We start from the raw sequence: 18,566 nt of genomic DNA, 5'->3' as shown, positions 1-18,566 counted from the left end.
CACATTTTTGAATGCTTATCAAGCGCAGCTATTTTTTATCTTTGCACCAAGTGCTTTGCAGCACCTTGACCCATGTCTAGTCTTTGACAGAAAACAGCCAAATAAACGTGCACATCTGTGCGCCTGATGCCAGGATCATCCATTGACCATGTCTCACCTCTCCCAGCACCCGGCGCGGACAAGTTATGATGTCGTGATCATTGGCGGCGCGATGATGGGTTCATCCGTTGCGTGGTGGCTTAGCCATTCGCCCGACTTCCAAGGTCGCATCTTGGTAGTCGAACGCGATCCGACCTATGCGCAATGCTCAACCGCTCACACGAATTCCTGTATCCGCCAGCAGTTCAGCGAGGCGCTGAATATTCGCATCTCGCAATTCACGGCCGAATTCATAAAGAACCTGCGTGCGAACATGGGGGGCGATTTGCGGGTCGATGACCTGTCGATCCAAGAATTTGGCTATCTGTATCTGGCCGACAGCGAACCCAAGGCCAACGCATTGCGTGCGGCACAAGTGATGCAAAACGGCCTTGGCGCACGCACACGTATCATGACCAAGCATGACCTGGCGCGCGACTTCCCGTTCTATCAGCTCGACGACATCCTTCTGGGCAGCCACGGCACGCGCGACGAAGGCTACTGGGATGGCGGGGCACTGTTTGACTGGTTTCGGCGCAAGGCCGTCGCGGCAGGCGTCGAATATGTGAATGCCGAGGTCACTGGGATCGAGGCAACGCAAGCTCAGGTGACATCGGTAGCGCTCTCCTCTGGGCGAACGCTGTCATGCGGCCATTTGGTGAACGCCGCAGGCCCGCGCGCCAACCATGTAGCGCAATTGGCTGGTCTGGACATACCCGTTGAGCCGCGAAAGCGTTTCACTTGGGTTGTGAAGGCTGAACACCCGTTAGATCACGAATTGCCGCTGACCATCGACCCATCCGGCGTGCACATCCGCCAGGATGGACCCGAAACCTATATGATCGGCGCGCGCCCTGGCCCTGATCCGGCGGTCGACCCGGCTGATTTCCACATGGATCACAGCCTGTGGGAAACCCATGTCTGGCCCATCGTTGCGACACGCATACCACAATTCGAAGCGCTGCGGATCGTGACCGAATGGGCGGGGCATTATGCGTATAACACGCTGGATCAGAACGCGATTCTTGGACCGCATAGCGAGGTCCGAAACTTCTACTTCATCAGCGGATTTTCCGGCCACGGGCTGCAGCAAGCCCCTGCCATGGGGCGTGGTCTGGCCGAGTTGATCACCACCGGCAGATTTCAAACCTTGGACCTAAGCCCCTTCGGCTATGACCGGATCGCGGCTCACCGCCCATTTGGCGAAAGCGCAGTGATCTAGGCGTCTAGCCCCGATGCGCCCCGTCGGACAGCGTTTTCACGAAAGCCAGCACATCCGCGACGGGTTCGCCTGCCGCAATTTTCGACACGATCGCGCTGCCCACCACCGTGCCGTCCGCGATGCTTGCGATCGCCTCGGCCTTTTCAGGTGTGTTCACGCCGAAGCCAACGATCACGGGGATATCTGTGGCCGCCTTGATGCGCGCGACCTCTGGCCCGACATTGGTCGCCTGCGCTTCGGCAGCCCCGGTAACACCCGTCACCGACACGTAATAAACGAAGCCAGAGGTATTCTGGAGCACCTTCGGCAACCGCTTGTCATCGGTGGTTGGCGTCGCCAGCCGGATGAAGTTCAACCCGGCCTTCTGCGCCGGGATGCAAAGCTCGTCATCTTCTTCAGGCGGTAGATCGACAACAATCAGCCCATCCACGCCCGCGGCCTTTGCATCCACCAGGAACTTGTCCACACCGCGACTATAGATCGGGTTGTAGTAGCCCATCAGAACAATCGGGGTCGTATCGTCGCCCTTGCGAAACGCGGCCACCATATCCAGCGTCTTTTGCAGGGTCATGCCGCCGTCAAGCGCACGCTGGCCTGCCAACTGGATCGTCGGCCCATCCGCCATCGGGTCGGTAAACGGCACGCCAAGTTCGATGATATCGACACCTGCCGCAGGCAGTCCCTTCATCACCTCAAGCGAGGTCGCCATGTCGGGATCCCCGCCCATGATGTAGCTGACAAACGCCTTCTGACCCTTTTCGGCCAAGGCAGCAAACTTCGCATCAATCCGGGTCATCATCCGTCCTTTGTCATGTTCAGAACCGATGTGCCGAATACGGGCGGGAAAATCAATGGGTCACTCGTAGTCGCTGTCCGCCATGATCATCCAACGCACCCCGAACTTGTCGGTCAGCGTGCCGAAAAGCGGCGTCCAGAACATCTCGCTCAGCGGCATCCGCACGTCACCCCCATCGGCCAAGGCATTGAAGACCCGCTTGGTTTCGGCCTCGTCCGGCAGGGAAAGGCAAACATTGCAGCCGGCCATTTCCGGTGTTTCGCCGCTTGGGTCGTCGCTGGCAAACAGCATACCGTCACCGATTGCCACGCTTGCGTGCATGACAGCATCATCCGGCACGCCGGGCATCTGGTTGCGATCTTCCTCTGGCATATCCTTGAAGGACATGATTTCGGGCGAGCTGCCAAAAATCTCGGCGTAGCGCGTGACGGCGTCACGACATTTGTCTTTAAAGAACACATAGGGAATGGGCTGCATGGCAAAGCTCCTCTGTTGCGCGTCTCGCCACTTCACCACGCTTGCGCCCATCCTGTCAAAGCCCTAGAACGCCCCGAACACTGAATGACGGAGGCCGTGATGGGTTTCAAGATGGGCATCGTTGGTCTGCCGAATGTCGGCAAGTCGACCCTTTTCAACGCACTGACCAAGACCGCAGCTGCGCAGGCGGCGAACTTTCCGTTCTGCACGATCGAGCCCAATGTGGGCGAGGTGAACGTGCCGGATGACCGGTTGGACAAACTGGCCGCCATCGCCGGGTCGAAAGAGATCATTCCGACCCGCATGACCTTCGTTGATATCGCGGGGCTGGTGAAGGGCGCCTCCAAAGGTGAAGGGCTGGGCAACCAGTTTCTGGCCAACATCCGCGAGGTGGATGCCATCGCCCACGTCCTGCGCTGCTTTGACGACGGCGACGTGACCCATGTCGAAGGCCGGGTGAACCCGGTTGAAGACGCCGCGGTGATCGAAACGGAACTGATGCTGGCCGATCTGGAAAGCATTGAAAAACGCCTGCAAAACATCGTGCGCAAGGTGCGCGGCGGAGACAAAGAGGCAGTTCAGCAAGAACGCCTTCTGCGCGCCGCTATGGAAGTGTTGGAAAAAGGCGAACCCGCCCGCACCGTTGATGTGGACGACGAGGACCGCAAGGCATGGAATATGCTGCAACTTCTGACCTCCAAGAAAATCCTGTATGTCTGCAACGTCAACGAAAGCGATGCGGCCAGCGGCAACGCCTATTCGCAAGCGGTCGAGAATATGGCCGCAGAGCAGGGCGCGGCCTCGGTCGTGATCTCAGCCAAGATCGAGGAAGAGATCAGCCAGCTTGACGCAGACGACATGGAAATGTTTTTGGAAGAGCTGGGGCTGAAAGAAGCCGGACTGGACCGCCTGATCCGCGCCGGATACGAGCTTCTGCACTTGGAAACCTACTTCACCGTCGGCCCGAAAGAGGCCCGCGCCTGGACCATCCGCGAAGGCACACGGGCACCGCAGGCGGCCGGCGTCATCCACGGCGATTTTGAACGCGGCTTCATCCGGGCCGAGACCATCGCCTATGACGACTACATTGCCCTGGGTGGCGAAGGTGGCGCGAAAGAAGCAGGCAAAATGCGGGCGGAAGGCAAAAGCTACGAAGTGAAAGACGGCGACGTCCTGCACTTCCTGTTCAACGCCTGATCCAACACATATGTCGAAAATTTGAAAGCCGGGGCGCGTCGGTCCGGCTTTCTTGGCGCAGAAAAGTCGCAAAAGTGATAGCTATCGCCGTCACCATTCAGGGCTGGGTGGGGTGGTGCGGGCGGTGGGAGTCGAACCCACACGGGCACAAGGCCCAACAGATTTTAAGTCTGGTATGTCTACCATTCCATCACGCCCGCGCCGGGCGGGGCAAGCCCCTGCCCTTCCCTACAATCAAAGAATTGCTGACGCAATCAACCAGTTGCATGCCTCAAAGCGCCGTCCCCTTTGGTTTGGTCAGCATGCGGCGTTCAGGGATCCAAGGGTTGAGCGTCAAAGCAGCGCGCAAGCTTTCCTGAGCGGCCTCGCGCCGTCCCAAAGCATGAAGCGTCAAAAACTTACCTGACAAGGCCGCGACGTGACGTGGATTGCGCATCAAGGCGGCATCCAGATCGCCCAGCGCGGATTGATAATCGCCCTGCAAAAAGTTGGCAAACGCGCGCTGATTATAACCTTCTGCATAGTCCGGGCAGTAGTCGACCAAGTCAGACAAGGCCTGCGCGGCGGCTTCATGGTCGCCAAGCCGGATCTTCGCACGCCCATCGTCCAGCAGCGCCTGCGCCTTCGCATCGGGGGCACGGGTCCACAAAAGCCACATCCCATTGACGGCGGGTCGCGCCTCGCCTTCGTTACGGGCTTGTTGAACCAGCGAGAATAATACATCCATCTGGTCGCGAATGTCGGGCGGGCGCGGGCATGCCTGAGCTGTCGCGGCAATGGGAAACGCCAAAACCGCAGACAGGAAAAACGATATGAAACCAGCCCGTATCATGGCCTATTTTGCTCTCGAACACCTTGATCGGGTCAAGTCACAACCCTGTGTCCATCGTCTTTGACCGCCTGCATCACCACATGTGTCGAACTTTGCGCCACATGCGGCAGTGACGATATCGCTTCGCCAAGCACCCGACGAAAATCGCGCATATCATGGGTGCGCACCTTCAAAAGATAGTCGAAATGGGCCGCCAGCATGTGACATTCTTCAACTTCGGGAATTTGCGCGACTTGCGCGTTGAACGCCCTGAGCGCCGTTTCGCGAGTGTCTGACAGCTTCACTTCGACAAAGGCGACGTGATCGCGACCAAGCCGGATCGGATCAATGTCCGCCCGATAGCCAGTAATCACGCCCTCAGCCTCCAGCCGCCTGACCCGCGCCTGCGTCGGGGATTTCGACAACCCGATCCGCCGCGCCAAATCGGTGATAGAAATCCGTCCGTCCCCCGACAGCACATCCAGAATCTTCTGATCAAGCCGGTCCATCTCGACTTGCTTTCTTTCCCGCATATCTGCCTCCAAACAGGTCATATTAACTGTGTCCAGACAATATTCAGGAATACCGCTAGGCTAATTCGGAATATCATAGGGGAAACGTGAACATCAATGGGATCTGCGAAATGACTGATTCTTTGCGCCAGAACATCGACCGCCTCGCCTACACGGACGAAGAAAGCCACATTCAAACGCTTGTCCGGTCAGCCGGGCTGACGGCCGATGACCGCGCGCGGATCGCCGCGCGTGGCGCTGACCTTGTGCGCGCCATCCGCGCGTCGTCTGATCCGGGCATGATGGAGGTCTTTTTGGCCGAATATGGCCTGTCGACCGACGAGGGCATCGCGCTCATGTGTCTCGCCGAAGCCCTTTTGCGGGTTCCAGATGCAGAAACCATCGACGCGCTGATCGAAGACAAGATCGCGCCCAGCGACTGGGGCAAGCATCTTGGGCGGTCATCGTCTTCGCTGGTGAACGCTTCGACTTGGGCGCTTTTGGTCACCGGCAAGGTGCTGGATGAACGCGAACCCGGCATCGCCGGTGCGCTGCGCGGCGCAGTCAAACGACTGGGCGAACCTGTCATCCGCACCGCAGTTGGTCGTGCAATGAAGGAAATGGGTAACCAGTTTGTCTTGGGCGAGACCATTGGCAACGCGATGAAACGCGGTGCAAAGATGGAGGCGAAAGGCTTCACCTATTCCTATGATATGCTGGGCGAAGCTGCGCTGACCGATGATGATGCCCGGCGGTATCAAATGTCCTATGCCAAGGCAATTTCCGAGATCGCAGGCGCCTGTAAATCAAAAGATATCCGTGCAAATCCCGGCATTTCCGTCAAGCTGTCGGCATTGTTCCCACGCTATGAACGCGCCCAGCGCGACCGGGTGATGGCGACACTTGTGCCACGCGTCTCTGCCCTTGCGCACTTGGCGAAGTCGGCGGGCATGGGCTTCAATATCGACGCCGAAGAAGCAGATCGTTTGCAAATCTCGCTGGACGTGATCGAAGCTGTGCTCAGCGACAAGGCACTGGCCGGGTGGGACGGGTTCGGCGTCGTCGTGCAGGCTTATGGCCAACGAGCGGGCGCTGTCATTGACTGGCTTCACGCATTGGCCCAGCGACTGGACCGCAAGATCATGGTCCGTCTGGTCAAAGGCGCTTATTGGGACACCGAAATCAAGCGCGCACAGGTCGAAGGGCTGGACGCGTTTCCGGTTTTCACCCGCAAAGTGGCCACCGATGTCAGCTATATCACCAATGCGCGCAAACTGCTGTCGTTGACAGATCGCATCTATCCGCAGTTTGCGACGCATAACGCCCATACAGCGGCCGCCATTCTGGACATTGCGCATAGTTCGGGCGTGGACGCGCGTGGGTATGAATTCCAACGCTTGCACGGCATGGGCGAGCGTTTGCATCAGATCATCATGGACGAGAACGGCACCCGTTGCCGTATCTACGCCCCGGTCGGCGCACATCGAGACTTGCTGGCCTATCTTGTGCGCCGCCTTCTTGAAAATGGCGCCAACAGCTCGTTTGTAAACCAGATCGTTGACGAAAGCGTCACGCCCGAAGAGGTCGCGGCCTGCCCGTTCGACGCGCTCGATCACCCCGCGCCGCATGTTCCGACCGGACCAGAGTTGTTCGGCGCGAGAAAGAACTCGATGGGGCTGGACCTGACTTATGAGCCGCATCTTGAAAGGATCGATGCGGCACGCGGCAAACACTATTCTACGGCGTTCAAGGCCGCGCCGCTGATCGCATCCACGCCGAAGGGTGGCCAAGTCGTGTCCGTCACCAACCCTGCCGATGGCAGCCCGGTCGGCAAGATCACATGGGCAAGCGCCGAAGACGTGTCGGCAGCCCTTGGCGCGGCCACCCGTTGGAATGCAAGCCCTGACGACCGCGCCAAGGTGCTGAACCGCGCTGCCGATCTGTATGAGGATCATCTCGGCACCTTCTTCGCCCTGTTGGCCCGCGAGGCTGGCAAGACTTTGCCCGACTGCATGGGAGAGCTGCGTGAAGCCGTTGATTTCATTCGCTACTATGCCAGCCGCATCCCGCTGCTTTCGCGCGATGCTTGTGGGGTTTTCGCCTGTATCTCGCCCTGGAACTTCCCGCTGGCCATCTTTACCGGCCAGATCGCCGGAGCCTTGGCGGCGGGCAATGGTGTGGTGGCCAAACCGGCCGAGCAAACCGGGATCATCGCGTATGAGGCCGTGAAGCTGCTGCACAAGGCCGGTGTGCCGCGCGAGGTGCTTCAGCTGTTGCCCGGTGATGGGGCGACGGTCGGCGCAGCCGTCACGTCGGATGCACGCATCAGTGGCGTGGCCTTCACCGGCTCGACCGAAACCGCACTGGTAATTCGGCGCGCGATGGCCAAGCATCTGTCACCCGCAGCCCCGTTGATTGCCGAAACCGGCGGGCTGAATGCCATGATCGTTGACAGCACCGCGCTGCCGGAACAGGCCGTGCGCGACATTGTCGCGTCAAGCTTTCAGTCGGCAGGTCAACGTTGCTCTGCGCTGCGCTGCCTTTACGTGCAAGATGACATCGCGGACGCCATGACCGAAATGCTGATCGGCGCGATGGATGCGCTTTCACCCGCCGACCCTTGGGATTTGTCATCGGACCTTGGCCCCGTCATCGACCAAGAGGCGCAAGACGGGATTCAAGCCTATGTCGACACCGCCCGCGCCGAAGGCCGATTGCTGCACGAGCTTTCGGCCCCACAAACGGGGCATTTCATCGCCCCTGCCCTGATCCGCATCGACGGCATTCACCAGATGGAACGCGAAATCTTTGGACCGGTCCTGCATATCGCCCGGTTCAAATCCGAAGACCTTGACGCCGTGATCGATGCGGTGAACGCCACGGGCTATGGCCTGACATTCGGCCTGCACACGCGGATCGACGACCGGGTGCAGCACGTGGTTGAGCGTATCCATGTCGGCAATGCCTATGTGAACCGCAACCAAATTGGGGCCATCGTCGGGTCGCAACCCTTTGGGGGAGAGGGCCTTTCTGGCACTGGCCCCAAAGCGGGCGGACCATGCTATATGGACCGGTTCTGCGCACCGGCGCCTTCGCCTGTTTCCGGTGCGGATGACAAAACGGCTCCGCCTGACGCAGCCGCCTTGTCTGCCAGCATAGCGGCAGCAACCGCGGACCTTGTTCTTGGCTCAGAACGGCTGCCCGGCCCGACCGGAGAGTTGAACCAGCTGTCAACACACACCCGCGACCCTTTCGTCTGCCTTGGACCCGGACAAGCTGTGGCAACGCGCCAGAAAGCCGACATCGAAGCCCTTGGTGGGCGGGCTGTCGTTGCATCGAACCTCAGCGCTGAAGCGCTTGGCGATCTGAACGGCATCGGTGGTGCGGTCTATTGGGGCGATGCACAGACCGCACGCGCCTTGGTGACGGCACTCGCAGCGCGCGACGGCGCGATTTTGCCTTTGATCACCGGTGCAATAACTGCAGAAGTCGTCACCCACGAACGGCATCTCTGTGTCGACACCACGGCCTCGGGTGGCAATGCCGAGCTTCTGCTGATGTCGCAGCCGCCTGATCTGGCCGCACAATAGACCACAGCGCAAGCCTATGCTTGACCAGGTGCATCGCATCGGGTCAAGTCAGCCAATGTTCCCGATCCGTGATCACAACCCGTCTGAGCGCACCCCTTATGTCACTTATGGGCTGATCGCGGCCAACCTGATCGTGTTTGCGATGATGTGGCCGCTTTATAGCGACGAGGCTGCCGCCGGTGCCGTCTTCCAGCGGTTTGGGATTATACCCCTGCGCCTGATGTCCGGCGACGGATTCGAGACGATCCTGACCTCGATGTTTCTTCATGCAGGGTTTCTGCATTTCGCGGGCAATATGCTGTTTCTGTATATCTTCGGCGACAACCTTGAAGATGTTCTTGGGCATGTCAGATTCGCCGTTTTCTATGCCATCTCGGGGCTTGGCGCGGCGCTGTTGCAAATCGGTGCCGACGTCACAAGCCCCGTGCCCATGGTTGGCGCATCGGGTGCCATTGCAGGCGTAATGGGGGGCTATCTGCTTTTGTTTCCGCGCGCCCGTGTCGATGTGCTGTTCATCATCGTCATCATTTTCAGGGTCGTTCCGTTCCCAGCCTGGCTGATGCTACTGATCTGGTTCGCGCTTCAGGTCGTAAATGGCGCGCTGAGCCTGTCGCAGGTCGGTGGCGGCGTCGCATATTGGGCGCATGCCGGGGGCTTCATCGCTGGGTTTTTATTCGTGCTGCCTGTTTGGAAGGGGTTGGGAGGGACGGCCTATTGGGCCAGAACGGACGGCCACCCGGACCATCCGGAAACGCGTTATCGGCTGGACCGAACCAGCGTGCCGACCGTCTATCGACGCAAATAGATGGAATGCCCATGCGCCGCATTTAACGACGCCAAACGACAGCGCAAAACACTGCTTGTCGCATAAAGCGCATCTTGCCGTGTCAGGACACCCACCCCGGAAACCTTCCGAAGCACCAATCAGGTCCTAGCATCGGTGACGTGCCTTAGCCGCCAATCGTCATGTTTGACAAGGAACTGCTGACCCTGTCAGCAAATCCCGGGATGTTGCCAGTCACAATAAACATGCTGATCATCCCCAAAAACAATATTGTAGCGGTCAGGACGATCCAATCGACGGTGACAGCACCGTCCTCATCCCGAAACAAATCAGCCAATTGGCATTTAATATATAAAATACGTTCCATAGGCTCTTTTCACCTGACTTTCAGGCAGGAATGTGACCTTCAAACGTCTTTTTGCAGAAAACACTTCTATTTCAGGCGCCCCGAACAAGCTTTGCGAACTTGTCGAAAATGGCTTCGTTGCTTGCGATGACTTCCCCGTCAGCAAGCACATTTTTGCCCGGCGTGATCGGTTCGATGAAGCCGCCGGCTTCGCGCACGATGATCAGCCCCGCGGCCATATCCCATGCATTCAGGCGCCGCTCCCAATACCCATCATACCGCCCGGCCGCTACATACGCGAGATCAAGCGCCGCCGATCCATACCGGCGCACGCCAGAGCACGACGGCAGGATGCGCGCAAGATCCTGGATCGTTTCCGGCAAATCCGACCGCCCCCCGAAGGGCAATCCGGTCGCAAACAGGCTTTCGATCAACCGCGCGCGGCCCGAAACCCGCAGGCGGCTTTGGTTCAGCCAGGCGCCTTTGCCTTTTTCGGCGACGAACATCTCGTCCTTGGCGGCGTCAAAGATGACGCCTGCGACGACCTCGCCCTTGTGCTCAAGACCGATGGACACCGCCCAATGTGGCAGTCCGTGCAAGAAATTCGTCGTGCCGTCCAGAGGGTCAACAATCCAGCGCCGCGTCGGGTCTTTGCCTTCGATCGCTTCGCTTTCCTCTGCCAGCCAGCCGTAGTTGGGTCGCGCTTCCATAAGCTCATCACGGATGATCTTTTCGGCCGCAATATCCGCTTTTGAGACGAAATCACCGGCCCCCTTCATCGAGACTTGCAGGTTCTCGACTTCACGGAAGTCTTTCACAAGGCTGCGACCCGCCATTCGGGCAGCCTTGATCATCACATTCAGATTTGCACTGCCTTCCATGGGGCGCTCCTATCTTCTCAGACGGCGCGTATACGCGCAGACGCCTTGTTTGCCAAGTCGGTTTAGCGGCTCAACTGCGTTGGCGTTTTACCGGCTCCGATCGACACAGCCGGATCATATGGGCGACATAGGGCACCATCGTGTCTTCGTCGCGTGTCGCCGCATACATCCGCTTGGACAGCCCGTTTGGTGTCAGCGGTCTTGTCACGAAATCCGAATTATCCGCGACCTTGCGCAAAACCCAATCCGGCAACACCGCCACACCACGCCCAGCGGCGACAAGCATCAAGATGACCTCGGTCATCTCGACCTGCCGAACAGCGCGCGGTTCAACCCGCGCAGGCGTTAACAAACCAGTGAAAACATCGGTTTTTGAACGGTCTACGGGATAGGTCAGCAACAGCTCTTCCTCGAAGTCTTCGGCTTCGATGTGATCGTGTTGCGCCAAGGGGTGCGCGGCAGCCGCGACAAATCTGGGTTCATAGTCAAACAGCGGTGAAAAAGTAACCCCGGGCAACGCCACCGGGTCCGACGAAATGACAAAGTCGATTTCTTCGCGCCGGAGGGCTTCCAGCGCATCGAAAGCCAGTCGCTGACGGATGTCCAGATCGACCTCGGGCCAGGCGTGGCGCAACTGGTCCAGCACCGGAAACAACCAGTCAAAGCAGGCGTGACATTCGATCGCGATGTGAAGGCGACCAGAACGACCGGATTTGAGCGCCCGAAATTCCTCCTCAAGCCGTGCGACTTCGGGCAGGACCATTTCGGCAAGGCGCAACATCTTCATACCTGCCGGGCTAAGCCGCATGGGTTTTGTGCGTCGGTGGAACAGCTCCATCCCGACCTGATCTTCCAGTCCCTTGATCTGGTGGCTCAGGGCTGACTGCGTGATGTGCAGGGTGTCTGCTGCGCGCGCCAAGCTGCCAGATTGGTGAATGGCACGGATTGTGCGCAGATGCCTAAATTCCAGATACATGTATGAGGCTCATGTTAAATGTGAGTAATATGAATTTGTCTCACAAACCAAAAACAGGCACAAGGGGCCATCCGATTAACGAGTCGCAATCCGAGGCCACCATGATCACGCCAAACATCTCTTTCGAATTCTTCCCGCCACAATCCTTGGACGCCTCATTCCGACTTTGGGAAACCGTTCGTGAATTGGCACCGCTGGATCCCGGCTTTGTGTCCGTCACTTACGGCGCGGGCGGCACGACCCGAGAGCTGACCCATGACGCAGTGGGCACGATCCACAAGCATTATGGCCTGAATGTCGCCGCGCATCTGACCTGCGTCGACGCCTCGCGCGAAGAAACAATGGAAATCGCCAACGGCTATGCCGCCGAAGGCGTGCGCGAAATCGTGGCCCTGCGCGGCGATCCCCCCAAAGGAAGCGCTGGCTTTGTGCCGCACCCTGACGGCTTTGCCTCATCGGTCGAACTGATCGAGGCACTGGCAGATACTGGGGACTTCCACCTTCGTGTCGGCGCCTATCCCGACCCCCACCCTGAAAGCGGCAGCATGGACGACAATGTTGCATGGCTGAAACGCAAGGTCGACGCAGGCGCTGGATCGGCAATCACTCAATTCTTCTTCGAAGCAGACACGTTTTTCCGGTTTCGCGACAAGTGCGAACGGGCCGGCATCACCGTGCCGATCATTCCGGGCATTCTGCCGATCGAGAACTGGAAAGGTGTGCGCAAATTTGCGGAACGCTGCGGTGCGACGGTTCCGGCGTGGCTTGATGACGCGTTCGACAAAGCCAACCGCGACAACCGCGAAGACCTGCTGGCAACAGCACTGTGCAGCGAGTTGTGCTCGGACCTGATTGATGGCGGCGTAGAGGACCTGCACTTCTACACCCTGAACAAGCCGGCACTGACACGCGATGTCGCGCGCGCGCTGGGGATCACCCCACGCGTCACGCTTCAAGACGTCGCATAAGGCGCGTCGCGGCGCGGCGGATTACAGTCCGGCGTGCTGCACCGTCACCAGTTCAAGCACCCCGTAGCCATTGAAGCGGGTCACGGTCGCCATGCTATAGGCGCCCATTCCGGCAAACAGCACATAGTCCTCTTCCGCCAGATCAGCAGGCAAAGCCAACGGATGAGGCAGCTGGTCAATTGAGTCGCAGGTCGGACCGAACACCACACGCGGCGTGGCGATACCCTGGTGCGCTTTACCCTTCGGTGTAACGGTAACAATCCGGTCCGGCACCCCAATCGAAGGCGCCTCGGACAAGGCGCCATATATCCCGTCGTTCAGAAAGACGGCCCCGTCTTCGCGGATCGATTTGACCTGCGTGGCAAGGGTGAAGGCCTCGGCCACCATCGCGCGACCGGGTTCACAAACCAAACGCGGCACGTCGGCACCAAAGGCGCTTTGCGCCGTGTTGTGGATCGCATCGAAGATCGCTTCAAGATCCGGTGCAACGCCACGGTCGGCGGCAAATCCGCCACCGACATTCAACCGGGCCAGCCGCACACCAGCTTTCTTCGCCACGTCAGCGCAGGTCACAATATAAGTGGACCACGCTGCGGGCTCGGCACATTGTGTGCCGGGGTGAAAAGTCATCGACGGGGTATAGCCCGCTTGGGCGACCTCTTTCAAAAGCGCGATCGCATCTTCCGTATCAGCCCCGAACTTCGCACCGAAATGATAGGCCGCCCCCGCAACGGGAAGCCGCAAACGCACCGCAACCTCGATGCCTTTCGGGGCGACCTGGGCTTGCAGCTTGCGAAATTCATGAGGCGCATCCACGGAATAGGATTTGACGCCCAGCGCGACCGCCTCGGCAATTTCGGCCCGCGACCGGACGGGGTTGTTGTAGTGCATCACTGCATCGGGTGACACGGCGCGCAGCGCATGCATTTCCTCGGGGCTTGCGACATCGAATGCGCTGATCCCGGCCGCAACAAGATTTTCCAGAACGACACGGCTATCATTCGCTTTGACAGCATATGTCACCAGCCCGTCAAACCCGTCGATGAAACGGCGCGCCGTCGCCTGCAGGGTCGCAGGCGCAAAATACAGCACGGGCCGGGATGGCGTTTCGGTTTTCAGATGGGACAAGGCTGTCAGCCAGATCGAGGGTTGCCTGCTCATGTTTGCTCGCTTTTTGGTCTTAGAGTGTCTGTTCGCGGTCACATGTTAAGAATCTGGCCCGCGACCGTCGATTTCCAGTGGCATTTCATACCAAATGTAAGGTATTTTCCGACGAAACATCGAAGGATTTAGGCGAATGGACGAAAAAGACCGCGAGTTGATCGCCCAGCTGGAAACAAATGCGCGCCTTCCCGTGGCCACGCTCGCGCGGCGGCTTGGTCTTGCGCGCTCCACCGTGCAGGCGCGGATTGAACGGTTGGAAGAAAAGGGGATCATCGCGGGATATGCCTTGCGTCTGGGCGACGCGGCGCGCGGCGACCGGATCCGCGCTACCGTCTTGATCGCAATCGAACCGCGCTCGACCCCGGTTGTATTGGCGCGGCTCAAAACGATGCCGCAGGTCGAAACGGCCCATACGGCCTCGGGAAGATTTGACATGATCCTGCAAATTGCAGCGGCCTCGACCACTGTGCTCGACCAAAGTCTTGATGCTATTGGCGAAATCGACGGGGTCAAAAGCTCAGAAAGCCTTATCCATCTCTCGACGCGGATCAATCGGCTAGGTTAACATGTCGCCATTCTATGCCGACTGAATTCTGGACGAGGTTCCCCAATGCAAATTTCCACCTGCACGACCAAACCGATCGACGGGCAGGTCCCCGGCACCTCCGGGTTGCGCAAGAAAGTCGAGGTGTTTTCGCAGCCCGGCTACCTTGAGACCTACGTGCAGGCGATCTTTGACGCGATCGACCCCGCAGGCAAGACATTGGTGATGGGCGGCGACGGGCGGTATTTCAATCGCACCGCGATGTCGACGATCTTGCGCATGGCGGCGGCGAATGGCGTGGCGCGGGTGATCATCGGTCAGAACGGCTTGCTGTCGACACCAGCCGCCAGCCACCTGATCCGCAAACGTGCAGCCGATGGCGGGTTGATCCTGTCGGCAAGCCACAACCCCGGTGGACCCAAGGGCGATTTTGGCCTGAAATACAACGTTGCCAATGGAGGCCCCGCCCCCGAGGCCGTTACCGACGCCATCGTTGCCTGTGCAAAACAGATCACCCGCTACCAGATTGCGGATATGGCCGCCCCATCTTTGGATCGGATCGGCGAAACCACATTGGGCGATATGGAGGTCGAGGTGGTGGACCCGGTTTCGGACTACGCGGACCTGATGGAGACCTTGTTCGACTTCGACGCCATCCGCGACCTGATCGCCGGCGGGTTTACACTGTGCTTTGACGCAATGCATGCGGTGACCGGCCCCTATGCCACGGCCATTTTAGAACATCGGCTTGGCGCGAAACAAGGCAGCGTGGTCAACGCCGAACCAAGCGAGACCTTCGGCGGCGGGCACCCCGATCCCAACCCGGTCTGGGCGAAACCGCTTTTTGATCTGATGCATAGCTCCGACGCGCCCGATTTTGGTGCAGCCTCGGATGGCGATGGGGATCGCAACATGATCGTGGGGCGGGCTGCCTATGTAACCCCTTCCGACAGCCTGGCCATTCTGGCGGCCAACGCACAGCTTGCGCCGGGCTATGCGCAGGGTCTCAAGGGCATTGCACGCTCAATGCCAACCTCGGCGGCAGCCGACCGGGTTGCCGAAGCTTTGGGGATCGAGATCTTCCGCACGCCAACCGGCTGGAAGTTTTTCGGCAACTTGCTGGATGCCGGGCGCGTGACCATCTGCGGCGAAGAAAGCGCAGGCACTGGTTCCGATCACGTGCGTGAAAAAGATGGCCTGTGGGCGGTGCTGTTGTGGCTGAACATTCTGGCCGCGCGCAAGGAACCGGTCGCAGACATCCTGAGGGCGCATTGGGCTAAATATGGTCGCGACTACTATTCGCGTCACGATTTCGAGGCGATCGAAAGCGAAAAAGCCCAAGCCTTGATGGATAGACTGATTGCCGCGCTGCCCAATCTACCCGGTCAAAGCGCCGCGGGGCTGTCCGTTAAATCGGCCGAGAATTTTGCCTATACCGACCCGATCGACGGGTCAGAAAGCGTCGGTCAGGGGATCATCCTGACATTTACGACCAACGCACGCGCAATGTTGCGACTTTCCGGCACCGGCACAGAAGGGGCGACCTTGCGGGTCTATCTGGAACAATATGCCGCGCCAGACCAGCGCCACGACACTGACGCACAGACCGCCTTGGAGCACGTGATCAAGGCCACGATGTCGCTTGCAAGGGTCGAGCATTTCACAGGGCGCAGTGCTCCGGATGTGATCAGCTGACGCATAGAAAGCGAAGGTGTGCGGTGGGATTGGTTGCTTTAAGCAACTTTTGAGTTGCGAAAATGCGAGATTCAGAGCGCCCTTGCCCGTCAGGCCAGGAACCCGGCCTTTACCTCAACGCCACACGAACTAACAAAGCCCTTTAATTCTTGGCTTTTCGCCTTTCTCAAGGCATAGTTAACCTAAGTTAACGGGTGTGGATTTGCGTCTGAAGCGTGCAAGATCGCGGCCGAGGGCAAGGGGAACAAAATGAGCTTGTGCATAACACGAAAAAGAGGGCGGCACGGGTGTGCCACTACGGTAAATCTAGGGATCGCAAAAAGCATTATTGCAAGCGTGGCCTTGGCTGCAAGCGTGCAGGGCAGCCATGCAGCAGGGCCTACGTTTGAACAGATCCCAACCCTTCCGCCAGCAACCGGGCTCGCTTTTTCCGAAGCCTTTGCGGTCTCGGGCGACGGCAAGCTGGTCGTCGGGTTTTCACAATCTGCCACCGGGATCCCGCAAGCCTTCACATTCCAGAACGGCGCTTTAGCCGCACTTGACCCCAGCTTCTCGGGCACCTTCAGCGCAGCGCGCGGGGTCAGCGATGACGGATCGGTGATTGTTGGCGAGCTGACGGTCGGGGCCGGCCAACCGACAGCCTTTTACTGGACCGCGGGCTCTGGGATGGTGGCAGCACCCCCGATGCTGGGCGGCAACAGCTTTGCCAACGGTGTCAGCGGCAATGGAAAGAAAATCATCGGCACGATGGGGAACGGCTCGCTGCCGCAACGCGCGTTTGTCTGGGACCGGAAGACCGGCACCGTAACCGATATCGGCACCCTGAAAAGCGACCTGAGCGGGCTTGCGCGGGCCAACGGCGTTGACGATAGCGGGAATGTGGTCGTTGGCGGAGCCTCGGCTCGCAATGGCTTCCACGCCTTCCGCTGGACACCGACCGGCGGCATGCAGGATTTGGGCACCATCGGCGGCGTGAAAGGGTTCAGCGAAGCCCATGCCGTTAGCGGCGATGGCCTGGTGGTCGTTGGGCGCTCTGCCATTCCTGCACCGGTGGACAACCGGGCATTTCGTTGGTCAGAGGGAACCGGCATGGTGCAATTGTTGGCACCAAACGAAGCCGACCTGCGCGAAACGCGCGCGTTGGCTGTCAGCCAAGACGGCACTTACGTCGCCGGGTTCACCATTGCACAAACACCCAAACGCTTCCGCGCGATCCGATGGGACGGCGCAGGAACCGGGATGTATCTGGGCGACCTGACCCCCAACAACGATGGCAACTCGCGGGCCACCGGAATCAGCGATGATGGCAGCATCGTTGTCGGCGTGTCCGAGTTCGATGCGAGCACGAACCTTCGCGGGTTTATCTGGCGCGAGAACCGAAAGGCGCCGGGCGGCACGATGCTGGACCACGTCAACACTTTGGCACAGGTGGCGCAAGGCGCTGCCGATCAGGCCAGCGCAGCCGCAACAATCGCCAACCTTGCCCAATTCGTGCTGGGACAGGAAATCGCAGCACCATCAGGCGGTTTGGCGGGCGAAGCCCTGTCCAGCCGTGGCGAAGGCGGGCCGATGCCCATCGCGATGCGCGTTTCCATTGGGGCCAGTCGCAGCGACGATGACAACGATGCCGTCGTCGGGGGTTTGACTGCTGCAACCGCCCTGACGCCTTCGTTGACCCTTGGCGGCTATATCGGTCTTGGATCGGACAACAACACGCTTGGCAGTTTCGGGATCGATGGGAATTTCACAAGCTATGGTCTGTTTCTGCGCAACGGTGCAGTGGGTGGCGAGGGGCTGACATGGAAAGTCGCCGCAGCGCAAACGCGCGCGGATGTGGACATCACCCGATCCACGCAGCTGGCCAACACCGAAACCGGCGCCGGTTCGTCGGAGATGCGCGCTCAGGCGGCCTCGGTCGAGCTGGGATACGGCATGCGGTATGGCACCGCACATGTCACACCATTTGCCCGACTTGCACGGTCATCTGTCACCCGCGACGGATATACCGAAACCGGCAACGTCGCCTTCCCGGTGACCTACGATGATTACGAGATCACAGCAACAGTCGCGACATTGGGCGCGAATGTCGGCAAAGCCGTGTCGGACGCCGGATGGCTAAGCTTTTCGGCTGGGGTAGAGTGGGATTTGTCGCGCAACTCCGGGCCTGTAACAGGCACAAGCGATATTCCGGGCATGACAAACTTTTCCATCGCCGGTCCGATAACGGAACGTGATCGCCGCGTCTTTGCCGAAGTTCGCTATACCCACCAATTGGGCAACGGGCGCGCTTTTGATATTGGGATCGGCGCGACACAGACCCCATATTCGAAAGAGGCGACCGCCATGGCGTCGATCGGTTATCAGATGAACTTCTGACCCAACGCACCTTTGAAAAGCTACGCCCGAGCCCAGCGCTCGGGCGTTGTCTTTTGGGACCGGGCTTCCCCTTTCCGTTCGTCTTGGGT

Annotated in this window: 16 protein-coding genes and 1 tRNA gene; 8 read left to right on the top strand and 9 right to left on the bottom strand. The window is 59.3% G+C overall.

Going from position 1 to position 18,566, the window contains the following annotated elements:
* Positions 1 to 148: 148 nt before the first annotated feature.
* Positions 149 to 1,360 carry an FAD-binding oxidoreductase gene (locus Q0864_RS01795; protein WP_298565581.1) on the top strand — a complete coding sequence of 404 codons (1,212 nt, stop codon included), beginning with the start codon at positions 149 to 151 and terminating at the stop codon, positions 1,358 to 1,360.
* Positions 1,361 to 1,364: 4 nt separating this feature from the next.
* On the opposite strand, the gene trpA is transcribed toward Q0864_RS01795, so the two are convergent.
* Positions 1,365 to 2,156, bottom strand: coding sequence for a tryptophan synthase subunit alpha (gene trpA / locus Q0864_RS01790; protein ID WP_298565579.1), 792 nt, complete (start codon positions 2,154 to 2,156; stop codon positions 1,365 to 1,367).
* A 60-nt stretch (positions 2,157 to 2,216) separates the two neighbouring features.
* Positions 2,217 to 2,633 (bottom strand): VOC family protein, encoded by a 417-nt coding sequence (locus tag Q0864_RS01785; RefSeq protein WP_298565577.1) that lies wholly within the window; start codon positions 2,631 to 2,633, stop codon positions 2,217 to 2,219.
* 99 nt (positions 2,634 to 2,732) lie between these two features.
* On the opposite strand from Q0864_RS01785, the gene ychF reads away from it, so the two are divergent.
* A complete protein-coding gene (ychF, locus tag Q0864_RS01780; protein WP_298565575.1) occupies positions 2,733 to 3,830 on the top strand; it encodes a redox-regulated ATPase YchF in 1,098 nt (365 codons plus the stop codon).
* 113 nt (positions 3,831 to 3,943) lie between these two features.
* On the opposite strand, the gene Q0864_RS01775 is transcribed toward ychF, so the two are convergent.
* The 3 genes from Q0864_RS01775 to Q0864_RS01765 form a co-directional block, all read right to left on the bottom strand.
* Positions 3,944 to 4,030: transfer RNA gene (locus Q0864_RS01775), tRNA-Leu, on the bottom strand.
* 71 nt (positions 4,031 to 4,101) lie between these two features.
* Positions 4,102 to 4,662 (bottom strand): tetratricopeptide repeat protein, encoded by a 561-nt coding sequence (locus Q0864_RS01770; protein ID WP_298565573.1) that lies wholly within the window; start codon positions 4,660 to 4,662, stop codon positions 4,102 to 4,104.
* A 32-nt stretch (positions 4,663 to 4,694) separates the two neighbouring features.
* The gene (locus Q0864_RS01765; RefSeq protein ID WP_298565571.1) at positions 4,695 to 5,174 is read right to left on the bottom strand and encodes an Lrp/AsnC family transcriptional regulator; all 480 of its coding nucleotides are present in this window, start codon (positions 5,172 to 5,174) and stop codon (positions 4,695 to 4,697) included.
* A 110-nt stretch (positions 5,175 to 5,284) separates the two neighbouring features.
* Here Q0864_RS01765 and putA point away from each other — a divergent pair, with 110 nt between their 5' ends.
* Positions 5,285 to 8,743, top strand: a complete 3,459-nt coding sequence (gene putA / locus Q0864_RS01760) for a bifunctional proline dehydrogenase/L-glutamate gamma-semialdehyde dehydrogenase PutA (protein WP_298565569.1) — start codon at positions 5,285 to 5,287, stop codon at positions 8,741 to 8,743.
* Positions 8,744 to 8,798: 55 nt separating this feature from the next.
* A complete protein-coding gene (locus tag Q0864_RS01755) occupies positions 8,799 to 9,548 on the top strand; it encodes a rhomboid family intramembrane serine protease (RefSeq protein WP_298566167.1) in 750 nt (249 codons plus the stop codon).
* 145 nt (positions 9,549 to 9,693) lie between these two features.
* Here Q0864_RS01755 and Q0864_RS01750 read toward each other — a convergent pair whose 3' ends face one another.
* From Q0864_RS01750 to Q0864_RS01740, 3 genes are all read right to left on the bottom strand, one after another.
* Positions 9,694 to 9,894 carry a hypothetical protein gene (locus Q0864_RS01750; protein WP_298565567.1) on the bottom strand — a complete coding sequence of 67 codons (201 nt, stop codon included), beginning with the start codon at positions 9,892 to 9,894 and terminating at the stop codon, positions 9,694 to 9,696.
* Between the two features lie 71 nt (positions 9,895 to 9,965).
* Positions 9,966 to 10,754 carry an inositol monophosphatase family protein gene (locus Q0864_RS01745; RefSeq protein WP_298565565.1) on the bottom strand — a complete coding sequence of 263 codons (789 nt, stop codon included), beginning with the start codon at positions 10,752 to 10,754 and terminating at the stop codon, positions 9,966 to 9,968.
* Between the two features lie 70 nt (positions 10,755 to 10,824).
* Positions 10,825 to 11,730, bottom strand: a complete 906-nt coding sequence (locus Q0864_RS01740; protein WP_298565564.1) for a LysR family transcriptional regulator — start codon at positions 11,728 to 11,730, stop codon at positions 10,825 to 10,827.
* Positions 11,731 to 11,831: 101 nt separating this feature from the next.
* On the opposite strand from Q0864_RS01740, the gene metF reads away from it, so the two are divergent.
* Positions 11,832 to 12,698 (top strand): methylenetetrahydrofolate reductase [NAD(P)H], encoded by an 867-nt coding sequence (gene metF / locus Q0864_RS01735; protein ID WP_298565562.1) that lies wholly within the window; start codon positions 11,832 to 11,834, stop codon positions 12,696 to 12,698.
* 21 nt (positions 12,699 to 12,719) lie between these two features.
* On the opposite strand, the gene Q0864_RS01730 is transcribed toward metF, so the two are convergent.
* Positions 12,720 to 13,859 (bottom strand): type III PLP-dependent enzyme, encoded by a 1,140-nt coding sequence (locus Q0864_RS01730; protein WP_298565560.1) that lies wholly within the window; start codon positions 13,857 to 13,859, stop codon positions 12,720 to 12,722.
* Positions 13,860 to 13,995: 136 nt separating this feature from the next.
* On the opposite strand from Q0864_RS01730, the gene Q0864_RS01725 reads away from it, so the two are divergent.
* The 3 genes from Q0864_RS01725 to Q0864_RS01715 all read left to right on the top strand — a co-directional run bounded on the left by Q0864_RS01725 (position 13,996) and on the right by Q0864_RS01715 (position 18,477).
* Entirely contained in the window at positions 13,996 to 14,427 is a 432-nt protein-coding gene (locus tag Q0864_RS01725) for an Lrp/AsnC family transcriptional regulator (protein WP_298565558.1), read from the top strand.
* A gap of 45 nt (positions 14,428 to 14,472) precedes the next feature.
* Entirely contained in the window at positions 14,473 to 16,101 is a 1,629-nt protein-coding gene (locus tag Q0864_RS01720) for an alpha-D-glucose phosphate-specific phosphoglucomutase (RefSeq protein WP_298565556.1), read from the top strand.
* Between the two features lie 342 nt (positions 16,102 to 16,443).
* The gene (locus tag Q0864_RS01715) at positions 16,444 to 18,477 is read left to right on the top strand and encodes an autotransporter domain-containing protein (protein ID WP_298565554.1); all 2,034 of its coding nucleotides are present in this window, start codon (positions 16,444 to 16,446) and stop codon (positions 18,475 to 18,477) included.
* Positions 18,478 to 18,566: the final 89 nt, after the last annotated feature.

The organism is uncultured Aliiroseovarius sp., assembly GCF_947497285.1.
Lineage (GTDB): Bacteria > Pseudomonadota > Alphaproteobacteria > Rhodobacterales > Rhodobacteraceae > Aliiroseovarius.
The sequence above is the reverse complement of the archived record's forward strand: the minus strand, read 5'-3'. Positions and strand labels throughout refer to the sequence as shown.